The organism is Streptomyces sp. NPDC017993, from assembly GCF_044328065.1.
Lineage (GTDB): Bacteria > Actinomycetota > Actinomycetes > Streptomycetales > Streptomycetaceae > Streptomyces.
The window spans coordinates 85,299-107,489 of record NZ_JBIRGO010000001.1 but is presented as its reverse complement, the minus strand read 5'-3'; the positions used below and the strand labels follow the sequence as shown (position 1 = coordinate 107,489).

Annotated in this window: 18 protein-coding genes; 6 read left to right on the top strand and 12 right to left on the bottom strand. The window is 72.1% G+C overall.

Translation table 11 applies throughout. From position 1 onward, the window contains the following. Nucleotides 1-17 precede the first annotated feature (17 nt). The 3 genes from ACH4FH_RS00530 to ACH4FH_RS00520 are packed head-to-tail and all read right to left on the bottom strand — an operon-like array spanning nt 18 to nt 1,678. Nucleotides 18-758 (bottom strand): NADH-quinone oxidoreductase subunit C, encoded by a 741-nt coding sequence (locus ACH4FH_RS00530; RefSeq protein ID WP_398553525.1) that lies wholly within the window; start codon nt 756-758, stop codon nt 18-20. Then, on the bottom strand, nt 755-1,309 hold the full coding sequence (locus tag ACH4FH_RS00525; RefSeq protein WP_398553524.1) for a NuoB/complex I 20 kDa subunit family protein: 555 nt from the start codon (nt 1,307-1,309) through the stop codon (nt 755-757). The genes ACH4FH_RS00530 and ACH4FH_RS00525 overlap by 4 nt, the downstream gene beginning before the upstream one ends. A 9-nt stretch (nt 1,310-1,318) precedes the next feature. Then, complete coding sequence (locus ACH4FH_RS00520; RefSeq protein WP_066931103.1) at nt 1,319-1,678, bottom strand: NADH-quinone oxidoreductase subunit A; 360 nt, start codon at nt 1,676-1,678, stop codon at nt 1,319-1,321. 725 nt (nt 1,679-2,403) lie between these two features. On the opposite strand from ACH4FH_RS00520, the gene ACH4FH_RS00515 reads away from it, so the two are divergent. From ACH4FH_RS00515 to ACH4FH_RS00505, 3 genes are all read left to right on the top strand, one after another. After that, nucleotides 2,404-3,198: a C40 family peptidase gene (locus ACH4FH_RS00515; protein ID WP_398553523.1), complete on the top strand. Its 795-nt coding sequence runs from the start codon at nt 2,404-2,406 to the stop codon at nt 3,196-3,198. Nucleotides 3,199-3,574: 376 nt separating this feature from the next. Continuing rightward, nucleotides 3,575-4,414, top strand: coding sequence for an ATP nucleotide 3'-pyrophosphokinase (locus ACH4FH_RS00510; RefSeq protein WP_398553522.1), 840 nt, complete (start codon nt 3,575-3,577; stop codon nt 4,412-4,414). 453 nt (nt 4,415-4,867) lie between these two features. Further along, the gene (locus ACH4FH_RS00505) at nt 4,868-5,434 is read left to right on the top strand and encodes a hypothetical protein (protein ID WP_398553521.1); all 567 of its coding nucleotides are present in this window, start codon (nt 4,868-4,870) and stop codon (nt 5,432-5,434) included. A gap of 127 nt (nt 5,435-5,561) precedes the next feature. Here ACH4FH_RS00505 and ACH4FH_RS00500 read toward each other — a convergent pair whose 3' ends face one another. Next, nucleotides 5,562-6,875 (bottom strand): geranylgeranyl reductase family protein, encoded by a 1,314-nt coding sequence (locus ACH4FH_RS00500; protein WP_398553520.1) that lies wholly within the window; start codon nt 6,873-6,875, stop codon nt 5,562-5,564. A gap of 104 nt (nt 6,876-6,979) precedes the next feature. Between ACH4FH_RS00500 and ACH4FH_RS00495 the strand changes: the two genes are divergently transcribed. After that, complete coding sequence (locus ACH4FH_RS00495; protein WP_398553519.1) at nt 6,980-7,489, top strand: GNAT family N-acetyltransferase; 510 nt, start codon at nt 6,980-6,982, stop codon at nt 7,487-7,489. Nucleotides 7,490-7,628: 139 nt separating this feature from the next. Here ACH4FH_RS00495 and ACH4FH_RS00490 read toward each other — a convergent pair whose 3' ends face one another. The 6 genes from ACH4FH_RS00490 to ACH4FH_RS00465 all read right to left on the bottom strand — a co-directional run bounded on the left by ACH4FH_RS00490 (nt 7,629) and on the right by ACH4FH_RS00465 (nt 16,320). Next, entirely contained in the window at nt 7,629-10,085 is a 2,457-nt protein-coding gene (locus ACH4FH_RS00490) for a hypothetical protein (protein ID WP_398553518.1), read from the bottom strand. A 253-nt stretch (nt 10,086-10,338) separates the two neighbouring features. Beyond that, complete coding sequence (locus ACH4FH_RS00485; RefSeq protein ID WP_393892771.1) at nt 10,339-11,037, bottom strand: demethylmenaquinone methyltransferase; 699 nt, start codon at nt 11,035-11,037, stop codon at nt 10,339-10,341. A gap of 150 nt (nt 11,038-11,187) precedes the next feature. Then, a complete protein-coding gene (locus tag ACH4FH_RS00480; RefSeq protein WP_398553517.1) occupies nt 11,188-11,853 on the bottom strand; it encodes a hypothetical protein in 666 nt (221 codons plus the stop codon). 39 nt (nt 11,854-11,892) lie between these two features. Further along, entirely contained in the window at nt 11,893-13,092 is a 1,200-nt protein-coding gene (mqnC, locus tag ACH4FH_RS00475; protein ID WP_398553516.1) for a cyclic dehypoxanthinyl futalosine synthase, read from the bottom strand. 141 nt (nt 13,093-13,233) lie between these two features. Continuing rightward, entirely contained in the window at nt 13,234-15,234 is a 2,001-nt protein-coding gene (locus ACH4FH_RS00470) for a serine/threonine-protein kinase (protein ID WP_398553515.1), read from the bottom strand. A 195-nt stretch (nt 15,235-15,429) separates the two neighbouring features. Continuing rightward, nucleotides 15,430-16,320, bottom strand: a complete 891-nt coding sequence (locus ACH4FH_RS00465) for a menaquinone biosynthetic enzyme MqnA/MqnD family protein (protein ID WP_398553514.1) — start codon at nt 16,318-16,320, stop codon at nt 15,430-15,432. Between the two features lie 249 nt (nt 16,321-16,569). Between ACH4FH_RS00465 and ACH4FH_RS00460 the strand changes: the two genes are divergently transcribed. Beyond that, complete coding sequence (locus tag ACH4FH_RS00460; RefSeq protein ID WP_003984261.1) at nt 16,570-16,773, top strand: cold-shock protein; 204 nt, start codon at nt 16,570-16,572, stop codon at nt 16,771-16,773. Nucleotides 16,774-17,247: 474 nt separating this feature from the next. Here ACH4FH_RS00460 and ACH4FH_RS00455 read toward each other — a convergent pair whose 3' ends face one another. Both ACH4FH_RS00455 and ACH4FH_RS00450 read right to left on the bottom strand, forming a co-directional pair. Then, nucleotides 17,248-19,152, bottom strand: a complete 1,905-nt coding sequence (locus ACH4FH_RS00455; protein WP_398553956.1) for an AMP-dependent synthetase/ligase — start codon at nt 19,150-19,152, stop codon at nt 17,248-17,250. A gap of 267 nt (nt 19,153-19,419) precedes the next feature. Then, nucleotides 19,420-20,721, bottom strand: coding sequence for an acetyl-CoA C-acetyltransferase (locus ACH4FH_RS00450; protein WP_398553513.1), 1,302 nt, complete (start codon nt 20,719-20,721; stop codon nt 19,420-19,422). Nucleotides 20,722-20,792: 71 nt separating this feature from the next. Here ACH4FH_RS00450 and ACH4FH_RS00445 point away from each other — a divergent pair, with 71 nt between their 5' ends. Then, a complete protein-coding gene (locus tag ACH4FH_RS00445) occupies nt 20,793-22,127 on the top strand; it encodes a 3-oxoacyl-ACP reductase (RefSeq protein ID WP_398553512.1) in 1,335 nt (444 codons plus the stop codon). The last annotated feature ends 64 nt before the right edge of the window (nt 22,128-22,191 follow it).

The window sequence follows — 22,191 nt, the reverse complement described above, 5'->3', positions numbered from 1 at the left end:
CCCGGGGAAAAGCAGCATCAGCTGTACGACCTCCGCTGGTCGGGAGCCGGGATCTGGGCGCCCTTGTACTCGACGGGGATGCCGCCGAGCGGGTAGTCCTTGCGCTGCGGGAAGCCCTGCCAGTCGTCGGGCATCATGATCCGGGTGAGCGCGGGGTGGCCGTCGAAGACGATGCCGAAGAAGTCGTAGGTCTCGCGCTCGTGCCAGTCGTTGGTCGGATAGACCTCGACGAGCGAGGGAATGTGCGGATCGGCGTCGGGCGCGGAGACCTCCAGCCGGATGAGCCGGTTGTGGGTGATCGAGCGCAGGTGGTAGACGGCGTGGAGTTCGCGGCCCTTGTCGCCCGGGAAGTGCACCCCGCTCACGCCCGTACAGAGCTCGAAGCGCAGTGCCGGGTCGTCGCGCAGGGTCCTGGCGACGGTGAGCAGGTACTCCCGCTCGATGTGGAAGGTGAGCTCGTCGCGGTCCACGACCGTCTTGTCGATGACGTTCTCGGGGACCAGTCCCTGCTCGTCGAGCGCGCCCTCCAGCTCGTCGGCGACCTCGTCGAACCAGCCGCCATACGGCCGGCCGGTGGCGCCGGGCAGCCGGACGGAGCGGACGAGCCCGTCGTATCCGGAGGTGTCGCCGCCGTTGTTCGCGCCGAACATGCCGCGGCGGGTGGCGATGAGGTCGCCGGTGTCCTCGCGCGGTGCCGGGACGTTGTCGTCCTGGTCCTCGGGGGTACCGGGACCGTCGGCGTTCTTCGGGTCGGTCACCGCAGCAGCCCCTTCATCTCGATCAGCGGGAGCGCCTTGAGCGCCGCTTGCTCCGCCTCGTGGGCCGCCTGCTGCTGGTTGACCCCGAGCTTGGTGTCCTGGATCTTCTGGTGCAGCTTGAGAATGGCGTCCATCAGCATCTCGGGGCGCGGCGGGCAGCCGGGCAAATAGATGTCAACGGGGACGATGTGATCAACACCCTGCACAATGGCGTAGTTGTTGAACATCCCGCCCGATGAGGCACAAACCCCCATGGAGATCACCCACTTCGGGTTCGGCATCTGGTCATAGACCTGCCGCAGCACGGGCGCCATCTTCTGGCTCACCCGGCCGGCCACGATCATCAGATCCGCCTGCCGCGGCGAGCCACGGAAGACCTCCATGCCGAAGCGGGCCAGGTCGTAGCGCCCGGCGCCGGTCGTCATCATCTCGATGGCGCAGCAGGCCAGACCGAAGGTCGCGGGGAAGACCGAGGATTTGCGCACCCAGCCCGCGGCCTGCTCGACAGTGGTCAGCAAAAAGCCGCTCGGCAGCTTCTCTTCAAGTCCCATGGGTGACCCCTAGTCCCATTCCAGGCCGCCACGACGCCATACATAGGCGTAGGCGACGAAGACGGTGAGCGCGAAGAGCAGCATCTCGACGAGCCCGAACAGCCCCAGGGCGTCGAAGGTGACGGCCCAGGGATAGAGGAAGACGATCTCGATATCGAAGACGATGAACAGCATCGCCGTCAGGTAGTACTTGATCGGGAAGCGACCGCCGCCGGACGGCTGGGGGGTCGGCTCGATTCCGCACTCGTACGCCTCGAGCTTGGCCCGGTTGTAGCGCCTGGGTCCGACGAGCGAGGCCATGACGACAGAGAAGATCGCAAAGCCTGCCCCGAGGGCTCCCAGTACGAGGATGGGCGCGTAAGCGTTCACCGTCCTCGCTCCCTTCAGTCGACGATGACTGGATGGCGGTCCGTTCGGGCCTCGTGGCCGCCCCGCGGAGATCGTGCACATGTGAGGCAGTTCACAAGCCCGAACCGCCTGCATCTTATGCCCGTCGGTCTGTGATCTGCGACACGGGGTACGACAACGCCTTTGTGATCTCCACCACCCGACGAACGATCATGAAGTCGGATGAGCGGTGATCTTCATACGTGAAGCGCGCGAGTGATCACGAGAGGTGACATTCACCCGGGTTACCGCTGGTCAGAGGGGCAGCGTCACTATCAAGACATGCGTGGTGCAGGCAAATTGGCGCTGGACGGTGCCAACTGCTAGAGGGGGCGCATCCGATGGCGGCGGCCCGCCGTGACCTGACCGTGATCATCGGTACGTGCTCGCATTCACGAGCGGCCGCGGCGCTCGTGGGTCACGGGAACATAACGGACACTCAAGAGTGACCTATCCCACGAGGCTTCAGGCTCTAAGTCCTTGACGACAGGGAAGCCTTGGCGTGGCGGATGGCCAGGTGATAAGTGCCGCCGGACCCCGCATCGAGCTGCAAATGCCATGCGTAGACACATGATCGCGAAATTCGGACATCGCGACGGCGGGCCAACGGGCAGCCAAAAGTCCGTTTTGTTCATCGCGTACGCGTCAAGTGTGGTGCACTCCACCTTTGTTGGCAGCAACCTGCGGCTCCTGATAGCCGTGGTGCCATGTCCCCGAACGCACTCATACCCAGCCACCGGAAACCCCGCCGTTCCGCGTCCTCGCGGGCACTGCGTGCGGGCGTGACCGGTGGCATCCTCACCCTCGCGGTGTCCGGCGCGACCGTGCCGGCCAACGCCGCTGAGAAGCCCGTCTCCGAAACCCAGGAGATGCCCACCATCACGACGGCGCTGGCGACCAGCGCCGCCAAGAGCGCCGACGCCGCACAGCAGGTGGCGTTCAGCTACGAGCGCCAGGCCCTGCAGGACAGCGCCGTCTCGCACGCCGCCAAGGCAGCGAAGAAGGCCCAGGCCACCGCCGAGAAGAAGGCCGAGGCGAAGAAGAAGGCCGAGGAGGCCCGCAAGGCCAAGGAGGCCGCCGAGGCCCGTGCCTCGCGCTCCTCCGAGCGCTCGACGCTCTCCGCCTCCCTGTCGACGTCCAACGCCACCGGCAGCAGCGCGACGCTCATCTCCTTCCTGAAGGCACAGCTCGGCAAGGCGTACGTGATGGGTGCCAGCGGCCCGTCCGCGTACGACTGCTCCGGCCTGACCCAGGCCGCGTTCCGCCAGATCGGCGTCGACCTGCCGCGCGTCTCGCAGGACCAGTCGACCACCGGCACCCAGGTCGGCCTCGACAACCTCCAGGTCGGCGACATCCTGTACTGGGGCAGCGCGGGCAGCGCGTACCACGTCGGTGTCTACGTCGGTGACGGCAACTTCATCGGCGCGCAGAACTCCAGCACCGGCATCGTCGAGCGTCCGCTGGACTACGACCAGCCGACCGGCGCCGTACGCGTGCTCTGAGGAATTGCAAACTCTCCGGCACCTGCTTCACCTGAGGCGCTCGCTCCGTCTGCGCCGGCGGCTGAAGCACCTGCGCTGAATACGCTGAACGCCCTGTTCGCGGCCGCCCGCTGATGTCGGCCGCATCGGCAGACCGCCGTAAGGACCGCTCCTCCCGCCGCTCGGGAGGGGCGGTCCTTCGCGCGCTCCCGGGACTGACGTATGGTCCACGGCGTCCGATTTGCGCCGTACAGCGCCGTGTTCCGGCCAGGTACCGCTCGGCCGCCGCGTGTACGGCTCTCCGCGGCGGGTGCGCGCCGTTCACTTCTCGTTACATGCCGCACAAATGCCACGTAGGCACCCGCGGTACCCGTAGCGAGAGGGACCCCGCACTCCGATGAACACGCATCGCCTCACCAGGCGCCTCGTCACCCGTGCCGCGACGGCCGCCGCGCTGGCCACCGCGCTCGGCCTCGGCGCCGTCCACACCGCGGCCGCATCCGGCCCGGCCGCCTCCCCGTCCACCGAGGTCGCCGCCCCGCGGTCCGCCCCCGCGGCCGACCGGTCCGTCGCCGACCCGGACGGCGGCTGGCACCAGGACGGGCTGGCGTTGAACGCCGCCGACAACCGCAAGGTCGACGCGTTCGTCACCCGTGCCCGGCAGGCCGAGCGCTCCGTCAGCCCCCAGGTGCGCGCCGCCGCCGAGCTGAGCGACGCCGAGCTGATCGGCTTCGACCAGCGGCTGAAGTCGCCGGACTCGCTCAAGCGCAAGGTCGCGACCGGGATGCGGGAGACGCCGGGACAGACGGTGGACAAGTCGCTCGCCATGATCAACGACGCCGTGCGCTTCACCCTGCAGTGGCCGGCCGACGAGTACAGCACCGGTGTCACCGCGGCGACCGGGCTGCTCTCCGCGTGGGGCAACGACAGCACCCGCTGGGCCAACACCTGGCACCGCGCCGCGGGCTACAAGGCGATCAACTCCGCCTGGCGCGCGCCCCGCTCCGGACAGCTCTTCGAGGTCCAGTTCCACACCCCGCAGAGCAAGGCGGCCCAGCTGGAGACGCACAAGCTGTACGAGGAGCAGCGGCTGCCCGGCACCCCGCCGGAGCGGGTACGGGAACTCCAGGAACAGCAGAACGCCATCTTCGCGGCGGTCCCGGTACCGGACGGCGCCGAGCAACTGACCGGTCCGAACGGACGCCGGCGGGCCCCGGCCTCTGTTCCCGTGAGCTGACGTCCCCGCGGGTCGGCAGTCCCGTACGGCGCCCCTGGGGGGCCTGGCGCCGTACGGTCCGACGCCGCCTCCAGGGGCGTCATCGGCCCGGTCCGCGGGCCTCACGCACCGCCCTGGGACACCCGTCGCCCACATTTCCGGCCACGCGGGGCCGCTCCCCCACCCGGACGGCGCCCCGCCCCTTCCCGGCCGCTGCCCGCGCCACGCCGACCGGGTGCCGCGTCTCCCGCGCATCCGGGGATGCGCCGAACGGGCGGACCGCTCGCTGCCCGCGACACGCGGTCCGACATGCGCTAATGCCCCTCTGCCGGGCCGTCCGGCACCGGCCCTTGGCCGATCCGCCCCATGGTTCGACATGCGCGACGCGACCAGCTCCTTTGACATGGCATCAGGAAAAGACCGCCCCACCGCTGCGGGCCCCCCTCCGCAGCTGCCTTCATGGAGGAACCTCCGATGCGTCTCGTCAGCCGCACTCTGGCCGCGTCCGCGCTCGCCGTCGTGGCCCTCGGCACGGCCGTGCCGACCGCGTTCGCCGACCCGGTCGGCGAGGTCAGCCCGTCAGCCGCGGTCAGTCCGACGGCCGTCGGCCCGGGTGGCACCATCACCCTCACCGTCCTGTGCGGACGGCGCGGCGGCCACCCGCCGGAGACCATCACCGGTCACGGCCAGGTCCTGACCCGTGGCACCGTCCTGCTCAAGCGCGTGGACGCCACCGGCACCTACGCCGGCTCCGCCCGCGTCACCGACAAGCTCGCCGCCGGCCAGGACCGCGCGGGCGAAAGGCCCGTGTGGGCCATCGACGGCACCTGCCCCGGCGGCAAGTCCTGGAGCGCCACCGTGCGCCCGCAGCAGGTGACCGGCCCGCACGCCGGGAGCCCGCACGGCGCGATGCAGGCCGGTACCGGCGGCGCCGCCGGGAACGCCGACCTCACCATGATCACCGCAGGCTCCACGGCGCTCGCCGCCGCGGCCTGCGGCTGCTACCTGCTGGCCCGCCGCCGCCCTCGCGACGACGGCTGACCGGGGAGCCGGTCTCCCAGGCTCGTCGAGGACGGCGGTGACGCCCCTCGGCGGGCCTTCTTGCCGTTCGCGGCCCATGGCGGACCCTTGGGGGACCGGTGGCCGCCGAGACCGGCGGGAGACGGCGTCACGCCTTGGGGGCGACCTTGCTGAGGCCGTTGATGATGCGGTCCATCGCGTCGCCGCCCGTGGGGTCGGTGAGGTTGGCGAGCATCTTGAGCGTGAAGCGCATCAGGAGCGGGTGGGTCAGGCCGCGCTGGGTGGCGATCTGCATGACCTTCGGGTTGCCGATGAGCTTCACGAACGCGCGGCCGAGGTTGTAGTAGCCGCCGTAGGTGTCCTTGAGGATCTTCGGGTAGCGGTGCAGGGCGAGCTCGCGCTGGGCGTAGGTCTGACGGGCGTGGGCCTGCACGATGACCTCGGCGGCGATGCTGCCGGACTCCATGGCGTACGCGATGCCCTCGCCGTTGAAGGGGTTCACCAGGCCGCCGGCGTCGCCGACGAGGAGGAGTCCCTTGGTGTAGTGCGGCTGGCGGTTGAAGGCCATGGGGAGGGCGGCGCCGCGGATCGGTCCCGTCATGTTCTCCGGGGTGTAGCCCCAGTCGGCGGGCATCGAGGCGCACCAGGCCTTGAGGATCTCCCGCCAGTCCAGCTCCTTGAAGGAGTTGGAGGTGTTCAGGACGCCGAGACCGACGTTGCTCGTGCCGTCGCCCATGCCGAAGATCCAGCCGTAGCCGGGGAGCAGGCGGTCCTGGGCGCCGCGGCGGTCCCACAGCTCCAGCCAGGACTCCAGGTAGTCGTCGTCGTGGCGGGGCGAGGTGAAGTAGGTGCGGACCGCGACGCCCATCGGGCGGTCCTCGCGGCGGTGCAGCCCCATCGCCAGGGAGAGGCGGGTGGAGTTGCCGTCGGCCGCGACGACGAGCGGGGCGTGGAAGGTGACCGGGGTCTTCTCCTCGCCGAGCTTGGCGTGCACGCCGGTGATGTGGCCGGTCAGCTCGTTGATGATCGGTGCGCCGACGTTACAGCGCTCGTGGAGCCGCGCGCCCGCCTTCTGCGCCTGCCGGGCCAGTTGCTCGTCGAAGTCGTCGCGCTTGCGGACGAGTCCGTAGTCGGGGAACGAGGCGAGGTCCGGCCAGTCGAGCTGGAGACGGGAGCCGCCACCGATGATGCGCAGGCCCTTGTTGCGCAGCCAGCCCGCTTCCTCGGAGATGTCGATGCCCATCGCGACGAGCTGCTTGGTCGCGCGCGGGGTCAGGCCGTCACCGCAGACCTTCTCGCGGGGGAACGCCGTCTTCTCCAGAAGGAGCACGTCCAGACCGGACTTGGCGAGGTGGTAGGCGGTGGCCGAGCCGGCGGGGCCGGCACCGACGACGATCACATCCGCGCTGTGCTCCGATCGGGGCGTGGTCACGGACTCGGTCACGGACGCGGGCTCGGTCACGGGGGGTCTCCCGGAAGTCGATATCTGGATATCTGGGTGCCGACGGGCACGGGGCACATGCAGTCTATGGGGGCCTTGGTGATCAGAACCTGAAGGGTTGGCCGATGACTACACCGCTCCCCGCCGTCGATCTGCGCGTGCCCACCGAGGAGGACGCGTGGCACTGGCACCACGTCTTCAACGACCCCGACGTCATGGAATTCCACGGCGGCAAGGCGGCCGAGCTGTCGGTCTACGAGGAGCTCACCGCACGCCAGCGCAGACACCACGCGGAGCGGGGCTTCTGCTTCCACACCCTGCTGGATCCGGTGGACGGCGCGGTCATCGGGTTCACCGGCGCACAGCCCTGGCCGGGTGACTGGGGCCCGGTCGGCGAGATCGAGATCGGCTGGCGGCTCGGCCGCGCGTACTGGGGCAGGGGCTACGCCACGGCCGCGGCACACGCGGCGCTCGCGTCCGTACGGGAGGCCGGCGTACGGGAGGTGGTGGCGATGGTGGATTCCCGTAACGAGCGCTCCATCGCGGTGACCCGGCGGCTGGGCATGCGGCTCGCGGAGACGTTGCCCACGCCGACGGGGCAACGGACGGCCCATTGCTACCGGTTGGACATCTGACGGCGAGGGGCGCGGGGCACGGGGCACGGGGCACGGGGCACGGAAGGAGACGGGCCGGCGCGGTCGTCGTGACGCGCCGGCCCGTCGGAGTCCCGGCCGTGGGCGGGGCGGTGTGCCCGGCACGGCCTGACGGCCTCCCCTAGGAAGTCCCGCCGCCCACGGACCAGGTGTTGAGCGCCGTGCTGAACACCTGGTCCTCGGCCGGGCGGTAGAGGGAGTCCACGCACTCGTAGTAGATGCTGTATTCGGTGCCGTCGGCGGCTACATAGGCCTGGTCGATGGCGTGCATGGTGTCGCCGGTCTCGTCGTTGACGTAGGTGAACTCCCAGCGTGCGCCCGCGCTGTTCCGGAAGGTGTTCTGCGTCAGCTCCGTGCGCTGGTAGTTCGTCCGCTTCCTGGCGCCCTTCTCCAGGGTGCGGAAGTTCTCGTACGAGGACTGCGGGGCGTCCGGGATGACCCCGATGCGCAGATACGACCGTCCAGTCGGGGCCTTGTAGTCGATCTGGGTCCCCTTCTGCGAGCGCTTCCAGCCGCTCAACACACCGAGCGAGAAACCCTTGGGGTCCTGCTGCTGGACGAAGCCGTCCGGGAGGGGAGCGCCCGGTGACGGGGTTCCGGCGGTGGGGTTCGCGGTCGGGGTGCCGGACGGGCCACCGGTGGGCGTGGCCGAGGGGGTCGGGCTCGCGGAGCGCCCGCGATCGTCGCCTGGCCCTTCACTCTTGACCGCGGCGGGCTTGTCGGCCTTGTCGCCGGTGTTGTCCTGCTGGTTCTTGAAGTAGAGCGCGCCGGCCGTTCCGCCGCCTCCGACCAGGAACGCGGCCAGCGCCAACGCCACCCACTTCACGGCACCACGCCGCGGCGGCCGGGGCTCGTCGCCCGGAGCCGGCTGCGGGACGGGGGTGAAGGGCGGGGTCGAGCCGGGGGCCGGGGGGTGGCCGAGCTGGACGGCAGGGAGGTCGGGGGCGGTCGGGGTGGGGGGTGTGGCGGGTGCGGGCTGCGCGACGGGTGGTGCGCCCGGTCCTGCGGCGTTCTCGGCCGGAGGCGCCGGAGCTGCCGGTGCTGCCGGAGCTGCCGGAGCCGAATCCACCGGCGCCGCCGGCGCGCCCGTAGGCGGCGGGCCGTATGCGGCGCCCGCGGGCGGGTAGCCGTAGCCGCCGGGCGCCCCGGCCGGGGCGCCGTAGGGGGCGGTCGGCGCGGCGTAGCCGCCTCGTCCCAGGATCATCAGCAGGTACGGCACGAGCAGCACCGCGCCGAAGGTCCACAGCAGCGCGAACAGCAGCGTCTCGGCGAGGCCCGCGGCCAGTTCGGCGTGGGCGCCGATGCTCGGGCCGCTCCCGCCGTAGCCACTGCCGTAGCCGGGACCGCCGCCGTAGCCGCCGCTGTCGGGGTCGTGGAACGTCGCCGAGACGCTCGCCCCCGCGACCAGCACCACGCACACCAGCGCGACGACGAAGAAGCCCGCGGCCAGCAGCGCTTCCCGCCGGTCGGCGCTGCGCCGTACGACCAGGGAGCCCACCAGCAGCGCACACACCACAGCGCCCACGATGACGCCGAACACCGTCCATCCGCCGCCCTCGTCACCCAGTTCGGAGTAGCCGACGGCTACCCGCCCCGAGTCCAGGAAGGGCATGTCCGGGAGGTTCCACTCGGCGTTCAGCGGCGCGCCCCACGCCATCGCGAGGGCCAGCGCGCCGAGGTTGGGCAGCAGCACCAGCATGCCGAGCACCTGGCCGCCGTCGAGGTCGTCCGCCGTGGCGAGCAAGGTCACGAAGGTGACCACCGCGGCCACGGAGAGGACGGCGAACAACGCGAACAACGCGCTGCGCAGTGCCCCGGTGGCAGTCCGCCAGGCGGGCCGGGTGGCGAGCCAGGCGCGGGCCTCGGTGCGCGCGAGCACCGCACCGCTCACCACGGCCGCCAGCAGGAAGGACCACAGCAGCGCGAGCCATGGCGACGACGACAACTCGACGCCGCCGTACGACGGCTGGGCCAGCAGCCCGAGCAGGAAGGTGCCGACGCCGCACAGCGCCGCGATCCGCAGGATCTTCTCCAGGACGGCGGTCTGCGGGAGCGCCCCCGGTACGACGGCCACCGGCACGGCGGTGGCCGTCGTACCGGGGCCGCCCCGGCGGGCGGCGATCACCAGCGCGCCGGCCCACACCGCCGTGGCCACCAGCGGCACCAGCGACAGCGACGCCTCCCCCGCGAGCCCCTCGCCGAACGACCCGAGGGAAGCACCGGCGTTGCCGGCGAGGCCGACCCCGCCACCGACGCTCTGCAACAGCAGCGCCAGGGCGATCCGCATCCGGGTGCCCCAGCCGATACCGGCGTCATCGGTGTCGTCGGAGGAGAAGATCCCCAACAGGCAGGCGAGGACGAAGAGCACCAGCGTCGGCCACCCGGCGACCTTCAGGGCCGCAACCCAGTCGCCCTTCGCCGTACGGGTGAGAAAGGCACCCAGGGGCGAAGGGCGGGCGGGGGCGGCGTACGGCGGGTGGCCGGGCGGGGCCGCGGGCGCCGGGGGCTGTCCCGGAGCGGGCGGCGGTCCGCCCGGCGCGGGTGGCGCGGCGGCCTGCCGCTCCCGGCCGCACCCCATGCAGAACCGCGCCTCGGGCGGCGAAGAAGAACCACAGTCCGGGCAGAACGATGACAAGGCGGACTCCGGGAATTTCAAGGGCAGCGCGGACAACTGCCACTGGCGAACGTACAGACACGGCTGTCGTACGCATGGTTCCCGGCGTATCACCCGCTGTGAAGGGTCGTTACCCGAGCGAGACCGCCGCCCGACGCGACGCGGCGACCGGCCAGGCCCGGGTCGCCCCGGGCCCGCGGTCACCGCTGTGGCGCGGTCAGTTGACCGGCTTGGTCCCCCGGTGCAGTGCCACGACGCCGCCGGTCAGATTGCGCCAGGCGACCTTCGTCCAGCCGACGCCCTGCATGCGGGCGGCGAGTTCGGGCTGGTTGGGCCAGGTGCGGATGGACTCGGCGAGATAGACGTACGCGTCGGGGTTGCTGCTGACCGCGCGGGCGACCGGCGGCAGCGCCCGCATGAGGTACTCGGTGTAGACGGTCCGGAACGGCGCCCAGGTCGGCTCGCTGAACTCGCAGATGACCACCCGGCCGCCGGGCTTGGTGACGCGGTACAGCTCGGCGAGCGCGACGTCGGTGTCCTGGATGTTGCGCAGCCCGAAGGAGATGGTGACGGCGTCGAACACCCCGTCCGCGAACGGGAGGCGGGTGCCGTCGCCCGCGGTGAACGGCAGCCACGGGTGCCGCTTCTTGCCCTCCCGCAGCATGCCCACCGAGAAGTCGCACGGCACGACGTAGGCACCGGTCCTGGCGAACGGGAGCGAGGAGGTGCCGGTACCGGCCGCGAGGTCGAGGACCCGCTCGGCGGGCCGGGCGGCGACCGCACGGTCGACCTCCTTGCGCCACAGGCGTGCCTGCCCCAGGGACAGCACGTCATTGGTCAGGTCGTAGCGCGCCGCCACGCCGTCGAACATCGCGGCGACTTCGTGCGGCTGCTTGTCCAGGGATGCTCGGGTCACCCGGCCATTGTCCACCGTGCCCCGCCGTGCCCGGCAGCGGCCCGCCCCGATGTCGCGTCCGGGCGCCCGCACGGAGGTTCTGCGGGGCGGCGCACCGGCGGGCGGCGCAACGCAGGGCCACCGGCCTAGGGGCGACCTGGGCGCGCCCGCTCAGCGTCGCCGGAACACCAGGCGACCGGCCAGCACGGTGGCCACGCAGCTGCCCGCGCCGTGCTGCCGCAGGGCCAGGGCGGGCAGCTCGGGCCCTGCGCCGACCGGGACGTCGAACACCGCGAAGTCGGCCGGGCCGCCGACGGCCAGCGCACCGTCCAGGAGCGCACCGGGCGGCCGGAGCGCGAACAGATCCAGGGTGGGCGCATCGTCGCGCTCCCGCGCCGGCTCCTGGAGTGTCCCCGCCTCGCGTACCCGCAGGCCGGAGCGGGTCACGGCGCTGCGCACCGCCGGCCGCCGGAACGGCCCGGCCACGGCCGTCGTGCCGTGCTGGAGCATCCGCTGGAGTCCGCGCCTGGCGCTCGCGCCCCAGCGCGCGTCATCCATCGCCAGAGCGGCCAGCGCGTCGCCGGTGAGCGGTGCGGTGCCGAGCGCGTCGGCCTCGCGCGGGTCGGGGTGGTAGGCCGCTTCGAGCAGCGCGGCGGCCAGGGGGTTGAGCAGGCCGGGAGTCAGCAGGCCCGGCCATCGGCGCACGCGGGCCTGCGGCCGGGCGGCGGTCAGCTCCTCGGCCGAGCCCACACCCACGATCAGACCGCCGTCGACGGCCACCGCCTCGCACCAGGCACCGCGCGCGAACACCGCGTCGGCGGCGTGGATCGTCAGCACGACCGGCTCAGCCCGCTCTCGACTCCCGCCGCTCGCCGCTCAGTTGGCCTCGACGAGCTTCAGCTCGGGGTGGGCCGTGCCGCCCTCGATGGCGGTCGAGGAGAAGTGCGAGACGACCTTGTCGTCGACCGGGTCGTTGGCCGGGTCGTCGTGCACGACCAGGTGCTCGTACGTGGTGGCGCGCTGCGCCGGGACGCGGCCCGCGGTACGGATCAGGTCGATGATCTCCATGCGGTTGGAGCGGTGCTTGGCACCAGCCGAGGAGACGACGTTCTCCTCCAGCATGATCGAACCGAGGTCGTCCGCGCCGTAGTGCAGCGAGAGCTGGCCGACCTCCTTGCCGGTGGTCAGCCACGAGCCCTGGATGTGCGCGATGTTGTCGAAGAAGAGTCGGGCGATGGCGATCATGCGCAGGTACTCGAAGAGGGTGGCCTGCGTCTGGCCCTTCAGGTGGTTGTTCTCGGGCTGGTAGGTGTACGGGATGAAGGCGCGGAAGCCGCCCGTACGGTCCTGGACGTCGCGGATCATCCGCAGGTGCTCGATGCGCTCGGCGTTGGTCTCGCCGGTGCCCATGAGCATCGTGGACGTCGACTCCACGCCGAGGCCGTGCGCCGTCTCCATGATCTCCAGCCAGCGCTCGCCGGACTCCTTCAGCGGCGCGATGGCCTTGCGCGGGCGGGCCGGCAGCAGCTCGGCGCCTGCGCCTGCGAAGGAGTCGAGGCCGGCCGCGTGAATCCGGCGGATCGCCTCCTCCGGCGTCACCTTGGAGATCCTGGCCATGTGCTCGATCTCGGAGGCGCCGAGGGAGTGGATGACCAGCTGCGGGTACGCCTTCTTGATGGCGGAGAAGTGCTCTTCGTAGTACTCGACGCCGTAGTCGGGGTGGTGGCCGCCCTGGAACATGATCTGGGTGCCGCCCAGTTCGACGGTCTCCGCGCAGCGGCGCAGGATGTCGTCGAGGTCGCGGGTCCAGCCCTTGGCGGTGTCCTTGGGCGCGGCGTAGAAGGCGCAGAACTTACAGGCCGTCACGCAGACGTTGGTGTAGTTGATGTTGCGCTCGATGATGTACGTCGCGATGTGCTCGGTGCCCGCGTAGCGCCGGCGGCGCACCGCGTCGGCGGCCTTGCCCAACGCGTGCAGCGGTGCGGAGCGGTACAGGTCGAGCGCTTCCTCCGGAGTGATGCGGCCGCCCTGCGCGGCGCGGTCGAGCACGGACTGGAGGTCGGCGTTCTCGGTCACCGGGGCGTCCCTTTCGGAGGCGGGCATAACGACCGAACCAGCCTACGCCAGGGGGGTGGCGGCCTTGTTGGCGGCCGGGCCGCCGGGGCCGACGGGTGGCAGGGACGGTCCCGGCGTGCGGGTACGGGCCGTCCCCGGTCGTCAGCCGCCGCCCTTGGTGAGCGTCGCCCGCGGTTTGCCGCCCGCGTCGTCCGCCGAGACGAAGGAGAGGGTGCCGTCCTTGCCGAGGGTGTAGGTGACCTCGGACGTGGTGCCGGTGCAGCCCGGCCCCTGCTTGCCGTCGGGGCGTTCGGTGAGCCGCAGCCGCGTGCCGGTCGACGAGACCAGCTGCGACTTGGCCTCGCAGCTCAGCACCCCTGCCACGTCGTACGTCGTGTGGATCACGTAGTCGCCGTTGCCGCCGGCCTTGACCACGCTGGTCATGGTGCCGTTCGGGATGCCGTTCGCCATCCGGACGCTGCCCGTCCAGGTGCCGAGGAAGCCCTTGGCCACGGCGGGCTCCGCTCCTCCGCTCCCCGGGTCGCCGGTCCCGGAAGAGGGCGTACCGCCGGGCGTCCGTCCGGTGTCCGAGGGGGGTCGCGCGCTGGTGTCGTTGCCGCTGTGGTCTCCGCCGGGGACGAGCTGGAAGACGGACAGCGTGGTCGTCGCGACGGCGAGCGCCCCGGCCACGGACAGCACGAGTGAGCAGCTCACCCGGCGGGGGCGGTTCTTGCCCCCGACGGCCCCGGTCAGTGCGATGCGCCGTTCCTTTGGAGGCGAAGCGGGCGCGGCCGTCGGCAGCTCGGCGAGGCCGGGGCCGGTGGCCTGGTGACCGGATGCCGCCGGATCCGGCGATGGTGGCCCGGTCTGCGGGGAGGCGTAACCGCTCGGCGGGCCACCGACCGCGGAGGCGGCCGGTGCCGCCCCGGCGACCGGCCACGAGGCGTGCGGCGGCGGGCCGGGTGACCGGTCGCGGAACACGGGAACCTCAGGGCCGGCCGCGGCGGGCGTGGGGGCGCCCGCCCCGGCCGGCCCGAAAGCGTCCGCCGACGGCTGCGCCTGCGGCTGCGGCTGCGGCTGCGGCTGCGGCTGCGGCTGCGCGTCGAACGGCACCAGCCCGGACGCCGCACCGTAGGAGGGGTCCGGCGGGCCGAACGCGCCCCCGAGCGGGGCCGGTGCCGGGGCGTGCGCGCCGGTCCACGGCGCCGCACCCGCCTCCGTCGCCGGCCCGGCATCCGCTGCCGCGCCCGCACCGCTCTCGTCCGTGTCGAGGTTCAGCAGCTCCACCACCTGCCTGCTGACCCGCTCGACCAGGGCGGCGGGCAGCCAGCCGGTCCGCACCAGGTCCGTGGCACCGCCCTCGCCCGCGAGGCGGGTTGCGAGGTCCTGCGGGGCGAGCCGGGCCGCGGGGTCCTTGGCCAGACAGCCGGACACCAGCTCGCGCAGTTCGCCGGTCAGCCGGCCGTCGAGTTCCGGCTCCTCGTGGACGATCTTGTAGAGCAGCGCGGCGGAGGAGTCGCCGGAGAACGGCCCGGCGCCGGTGGCCGCGTACGCCAGCACAGCGCCGAGCGAGAAGACATCCGCGGCGCCCGACGTGCCCTTGCCGAGGATCTGCTCGGGCGCCATGTAGCCGGGCGAGCCGACGGAGACCCCGGTCGAGGTCAGCGAGGCGGTGCCCTCGGTGGCCCGCGCGATCCCGAAGTCGATCAGCAGCGGGCCGTCCAGGGTGAGCAGCACATTGGACGGTTTGACGTCCCGGTGCACCAGCCCGAGGGCGTGCACGGCCGCCAGCGCCTCGGCGAGCCCGGCGCCCAGGGCGCGTACGGAGTGCTCGGCCAGCGGTCCGACATCGGCGACGGCCTGCGCGAGCGAGGGGCCGGCGACGTAGCCGGTGGCGATCCACGGAACGGCGGCGTCCGGGTCGGCGTCCAGCACCGGGGCGGTCCAGGCGCCGCCGACCCGCCGCGCCGACTCGATCTCCCGCCGGAAGCGGGCCCTGAACTGGTCGTCGGCGGCGAAGTGCGCGTGGACGACCTTCACCGCGACGGTGCGCCCGCCCGCGCTGCGCCCGAGATAGACCCGGCCCATCCCGCCCGCGCCGAGCCGGCCCAGCAGCCGGTACCCGCCCAGGACCCGTGGATCGTCCCCTGCCAGCGGCTCCATGGCGTTGCCTCCCCCTCGCGACAGCCCTCACAGCTTAGAACCCGGGCCGTGCCGGGCCACCGGAATCCTGTGCGTCGCTTCGGCATCGATCAGGCGGCCCGACCGCTCCGTACGCGGCGGCGCGACCGGGGATCGCGACCGCCGCCGCCCGCCAACCCCCGCGAGCGCCACGCCGTGCGGGGGATGGTCCCGCGCCTAGGCGCCCAGCAGATCCACCTTCACATCGGCGGGGAAGCCGGTCGTCGGGCCGACCCGGCGGGCGAATTCGGTGACGCCACGCAGCTGGTCGGGGCCGAACCGGAAGTCCAGCGTCGTGAAGTAGCGCTCCAGCACCGGCTCATCGAAGGTCTCCCAGCGGGCCGCCTGCTCGGCGACCTTGCCGACCTCCTCCAGCGACAGGTCGCGGGAGGCCAGGAACGCCTCGTGCACCTTGCGCACGACGAGGGGCTCGCGCTCCAGGTAGTCGCGCCGGGCGGCCCAGACGGCGAAGACGAACGGCAGCCCGGTCCACTCCTTCCACATCTGGCCGAGGTCGTGGACCTCCAGGCCGAGCCGGGGACCGTCGTGCAGGTTGGCGCGCAGCGCGGCGTCGCCGATCAGCACGGCCGCGTCGGCCTCCTGCATCATCAGACCCAGGTCGGGCGGGCAGGTGTAGTAGTCCGGCCGGACGCCGACCTTCTCGGCGAGCAGCAGCTGGGCCAGGCGGACGGAGGTCCGCGAGGTCGACCCGAGAGCGACTCTCGCCCCGTCCAGCTGGTCCAGCGGCTTCTGCGACACGATCACGCAGGACATCACCGGGCCGTCACAGCCCACCGCGAGGTCGGGAAAGGCCACCAGGTCGTCGGCGGCGCGCAGGAATTCGACGAGGGTGATCGGTGCGATGTCGAGGTCCCCGCGAACCAGCTGCTCGCTGAGCTTCTCCGGGGTGTCCTTGGTGAGGTCCAGATCGAGCAGGGTGCCCGTGCGGGCGAGACCCCAGTAGAGGGGCAGGCAGTTCAGGAACTGGATGTGGCCCACCCGCGGCCGGCTCCGACGGTGATCGGCTGCGGCTTCCGCGGGTCCGTCTGTGAAGGTTGAATTGTCCACATGCGGAGGCTAGTCCTGTCGGACGGGCCACGAAGCGGCGGGGCGACGTATGGCCGACGGCGGTGTCGACTAAACGTGATCTTTGGCTCTTCCACCTCACGAGCGCTGCATGCTACGCTCAGCGCAAGTTGCAGTTTGGTTTCCCTTGCAGTACAGAGCCTGCGGAGCATGTGACCCGCAGGCTTTTGTAGTTTTCAGACTTGTTTGCAGGTTCTGGAGCAGGGCAACCCTTTGGCCCAAGGAGGGCTTATGGCTACCGGAACCGTCAAGTGGTTCAACGCTGAAAAGGGCTTCGGCTTCATCGCCCAGGACGGCGGCGGCCCGGATGTCTTCGTCCACTACTCGGCGATCAACGCCTCTGGTTTCCGCTCCCTGGAGGAGAACCAGCAGGTGAACTTCGACGTCACGCAGGGTCCGAAGGGCCCGCAGGCGGAGAACGTTACGCCGGTCTGAGTTGCCCGGTCCGACCTTTAGGTCGACTTAAGCAGTACCCAAGGAGCCCCGCTCCTCCACTTCGGTGGGGAGAGGGGCTCCTGCCTTTTGTCGACATACCGAAGCGGCCGCGGAAGAACGTGAAGAACGCCGCAGGTACCGCTCGGCGGACGCCGGCTTCCTCTTTGCCGGGGCGGAAACCAGCCGCCTCGAAGATATGAATACCGCGTTTCGATTTCGGGGTACGCGGCCGGGCGCGGCGCCGCTCCACTTCCCCGCCCGGCGGGGTGCGGGATGCCGCTGCGAGGGCTCCGGGCGCCGCCGGCTGCCACCCGGGGAGCGACTCCCGTGGCGAATCCGGCGGCGAAACGGGTGGCGAAACCCGCGGCGAAAGGGCAGCGAAACCGCAGCGAGAAAGGCCCCGTGCCACCTCCCCCACAGAGGTGACACGGGGTTCCAGTCTGACGCGCCCGGGGCCTGGACTCCAGAGCGGGGTCAGGTCCTTTGGTACAACCCCTCGATCTCTTTGGCGAAGTCCCGGGCGACCGCGGCCCGCCGGAGCTTCAGGGAGGGGGTCAGATGCCCGGTTTGCTCGGTGAAGTCCACCGGCAGCACCGCGAACCGCCGGATCGACTCCGCGCGCGAGACGAGCTTGTTGGCGTCGTCCACGGCGTGCTGGAGGTCGGCGAGCAGCCGCTCGTCGCGCACCAGCTCCGCGAGCGGCACGTCCCGCTTCTTGTGCATCTGCCGCCAGTGGGAGAGCCCGTCCGGCTCCAGGGTGAGCAACGCCGTGATGTACGAGCGGTTGTCGCCGATCACCATGCACTGGCCGACCAGCGGATGCGCCCGCAGCCGGTCCTCCAGTGGCGCGGGAGCGACGTTCTTGCCGCCCGTCGTCACCAGGATCTCCTTCTTGCGGCCGGTGATGGTGAGGTAGCCGTCCGCGTCGAGCGCGCCGAGGTCGCCGGTCGCGAACCAGCCCCGGTCGGTCGCCTGCCGGGCCGCGCCCAGCTCCGCGTCCCAGTAACCGGCGAAGACCTGACCGCCGCGCAGCAGCACCTCACCGTCCTCGGCGATCCGTACCGCGGTGCCCGGCAGCGGCCAGCCGACCGTCCCGATCCGGGGGCGCAGCGGCGGGGTGACGGTCGCCGCCGCGGTGGTCTCGGTCAGCCCGTAGCCCTCGAAGATCTCGATGCCGGCGCCGGAGTAGAAGGCGGCGAGCCGGTGCCCCAGGGGGGAGCCGCCGCAGAGGGCGTAGCGGACCTTGCCGCCGAGGGCGTCCCGGATGCGGCGGTAGACCAGCGGGTCGTAGAGCTTGCGGGCTGCCTTGAGGCCGAGGCCGGGGCCGGATCCGGTGCCGTGCTCCCGGGCCTCGACCGCCTCGCCGTAGGAACGGGCGATCCGGGCGGCCCGGTCGAAGGAAGCGGCCCGGCCCATCTTCTCCGCGGTGGCCCGCCCGGTGTTGTAGACCTTCTCCAGGACATAGGGGATGGCCAGCAGGAACGTGGGCCGGAAGGTGGCCAGATCGCCGAGCAGCTCGTCGGTCTGGATGCTGGGCGCGTGGCCCAGGCGGACCCGGGCGCGCAGACAGCCGACGGCGACCATCCGGCCGAAGACGTGTGACAGCGGCAGGAACAGCAGCGTCGAGGCGGGCTCGTCGCTGACCGAGGTGAACACCGGGTGCAGCAGCGCGACGGCGTTGTCGACCTCGGCGAAGAAGTTGGCGTGGGTGAGCACACAGCCCTTGGGACGGCCGGTGGTGCCCGAGGTGTAGATGAGGGTGGCGAGGGCGTCCGGGCCGACCGCGGCCAGCCGTTGGTCGACCGCCGAGTCCGGCAGCGCGCGCCCCGCCGAGACCAGTTGGGCGACGGCGCCCGCGTCGCACTGCCACAGGTGCGCGAGTCCGGGCAGCTCCCCGCGGATCCCGCTGATCAGCCGGGTTTCCTCGACGCCTTCCACGATGCAGGCCGTGGCGCCGGAGTCGTACAGGATCCACTGCGCCTGGTGGGCGGAGGAGGTGGGGTAGAGGGGGACGGTGACCAGGCCGGCGGCCCAGGCCGCGAAGTCGACGAGGGTCCACTCGTAGGTCGTACGGGCCATGATCGCGAGCCGGTCGCCGGGGCGCAGGCCGTGGGCGATCAGGCCCTTGGCGACCGCCCGGACCTCGGCGGCGAACTCCGCGGCGCTGATGTCCCGCCAGGCGCCGCTGGGCTGTTTGCGGGCCAGCACGATGTCGTCGGGCGCCTCGGCGGCGTTCGCGAAGGGGAGGTCGCCGAGCGAACCGGTGGGCGCCGGCGGCACCAGCGCGGGCACCGACACCTCGCGCACGACGCCGTCGACGACGGTCTTCTCCGGCTCGGCCGAACCCCCGGCGGGGCCGCCACCGGGGGCCGGGCCGATGGCTGATCGGGGGGCTGTCACTTCCTGGCTGTCCTGGCTGAACACGAGCGGCTCCTCATCTCTCGGACGAATTGCCGCCGGCCGCCGAAGGCTCCGGCACTCACGGAGCGGGCGGCGGCGCGGCGCGGCACGGCTGTTCTTGCGGGGCAAGGTGCGTTCGTCGCGAGGCGGGGGCGGTGGGGGCGCTTCCCGGCCTACGGGTCGGTTCCGGCGGTGCGAGCTCTGCTGGGGTGTCGTCCGGCAGGGGCCGTCGAGCGGGCGGTGTCGTCACACTCCCTCGGCCCGCTCCAGGATCGCCGTCACCCCCAGTCCGCCGGCCGCGCAGATCGACACCAGCCCGCGGACGGGGCCGCCGTCCGGCGCCGGGCCGTGTTCGTCGAGCAGCTTGGCGAGGGTGGCGACGATGCGGGGGCCGGTGGCCGCGAAGGGGTGGCCGGTGGCGAGCGAGGAGCCCGCGACGTTGAGGCGGGTCCGGTCCACCGGCGCGAGTCCCTGCTTCTCCCAGGCGGCCAGGGTCGCGAGCACCTGGGAGGCGAACGCCTCGTGGATCTCGACCAGGTCGAAATCCTCGATGCCGAGGCCGGCGCGCTCCAGCATCCGCGGCACCGCGTGGGCGGGAGCCATCAGCAGCCCCTCGTCGCCGTCCACGAAGTCCACCGCGCCGGTCTCGTACGCGGTCAGGTAGGCCAGGGGCCGCAGTCCGCGCTCGCGGGCCCACTCCTCGCTCGCCAGCAGGACGGTCGCCGCGCCGTCGGTGAGCGGTGTCGAGTTGCCCGCCGTCATGGTGGCGCCATCCAGGTCGGTGCCGAACACCGGCTTGAGCGTGGCGAGTTTCTCCACCGTCGAGTTCGGCCGCAGCTGGTGGTCGCGTACCAGGCCCTGGAAGGGCACCACGAGGTCGTCGAGGAAGCCGCGGTCGTAGGCGGCGGCCAGCCGCTGGTGGCTGGTGGCGGCCAATTCGTCCTGCGGGACGCGCTCGATGCCCCATTCCTTCGCGGTACGGGCGGCGTGCTCGCCCATCGAAAGGCCGGTACGCGGCTCCGCGTTGCGCGGGATCTCGGGCAGCAGGTGCCGCGGCCGGATACGGGCGATCTGGCGGAGCCGGTCGCCCGTTGACGTCGCGCGCCGGGCGGCCAGCAGGATCTTGCGCAGCGCGTCGTTGACGGCCAGCGGGGCGTCGCTGGCGGTGTCCGTGCCACCGGCGATGCCGCATTCCAGCTGGCTCAGCGCGATCTTGTTGGCGACCGCGATGACGGCCTGGAGTCCGGTGCCGCATGCCTGTTGGATGTCGTAGGCGGGGGTGCGGGCGTCCAGCCGGGAGCCGAGCAGTGTCTCGCGGGCGAGGTTGAAGTCGCGGCTGTGCTTGAGCACGGCGCCCGCGACGAACTCGCCGACCTGCTCACCGGCCAGGCCGTAACGCTCGACCAGGCCGTTGAGCGCCGCGGTGAGCATGCCCTGGTTCGATGCCGCGGCGTAGGGGCCGTCCGACCGTGCGAAGGGGATCCGGCTGCCGCCGATGACGGCAACCCGCTGGATGGCGCCGCCAGTTGTCAGACCCCGGTATCGCATCCTCGACCAACTCCTGACCCGACAGTAACCTTACTTCGAAGTAAATTTACGCGAGGACCAGGAGTTGGCCAATGCCCGATCGCTACCTTCGTCTCACCAATTCCCGCCCCGGCCAGTTCCTCGCCCGCCGGCTCGGCCTGCCGCAGCCCACCCCACTGCGCCGCTGGAGCGCCGAACACCCCGGCCCGGACGGGCCGGTACTCCACCTGACCGCCGGCAGATCCGCCACCGACCCGGCCGCGGTCCTCGCCCGTACGGGCCTGACGGTGCACACCGACCACGCCCCGGAGGCGGGCACCCGCCACTCCGGCATCGTCCTGGACGCGACCGGGGTCACCGACGTGACCGGCCTCGGCGAGGTGCACGCCGCCCTCCACCCCGTCATACGGGAACTCGACGACCACGCCCGCGTCATCGTCCTGGGCGCCGTCCCCGATCCGCTGGACCACCACCAGGCCGCCGCCCAGCAGGCCCTGGAAGGCTTCGTCCGCTCCCTGGGCAAGGAACTCGGCAAGGCCCGAACCGCCCAACTCCTGCGACTGACCCCGGGGTCCGCGGACCCCGCCGAGTCCACCTTGCGCTTCCTGCTCTCTCCCCGGTCCGCCTTCGTCAGCGGCCAGGTCATCGAGATCGGCCCGGCCCGGCACACCTCACCCGACGACTGGGCGCGCCCGCTCGCCGGCCGCACCGCGCTGGTCACCGGCGCCGCCCGGGGCATCGGCGCCGCCGTCGCCGAGACGCTGGCCCGCGACGGCGCCCAGGTCATCTGCCTCGACATCCCACAGACCGAGGCCGACCTGGCACAGGTGGCGGGCCGGCTCGGCGGCAGCGCCCTGCCCCTCGACATCACCACACCCGACGCGGGCGAGCGGATCGCCGCCGCGCTGCCCGCCGACGGCCTGGACATCCTCGTCCACAACGCCGGCATCACCCGGGACCGGCGGCTCGCCAACATGCCCGGGGAACGCTGGAGTTCGGTCCTGGACGTCAACCTCGGCGCGGTACTGCGCACCACCGACCACCTCCTGTCCGCGGAGGCGCTGCGCCGGGACACCGGCCGCGTCATCGGCACCGCCTCCATCGCCGGTATCGCGGGCAACACCGGGCAGACCAACTACGCCGCGAGCAAGGCCGGCGTCATCGGCCTGGTCCGCTCACTGGCGCCACGGGCCGCCGACCGGCACGGCGTCACCGTCAACGCCGTCGCGCCCGGCTTCATCGAGACCAGGATGACCGCGGCGGTGCCGCTGTTCATCCGCGAGGCCGGCCGCCGGATGAGCTCACTGGGCCAGGGCGGCCAACCGGTCGACGTCGCCGAGACCATCTGCTGGCTCGCGAGCCCGGCCTCCTCCGGCGTCAACGGCCAGATCGTCCGCGTGTGCGGGCAGAGCCTGCTGGGGGCCTGATGAGCCGCGCGCCCCGCCGCACCGCGCCGGCCACGGCCGATACCGTGCCGCTGCGCCACGCACC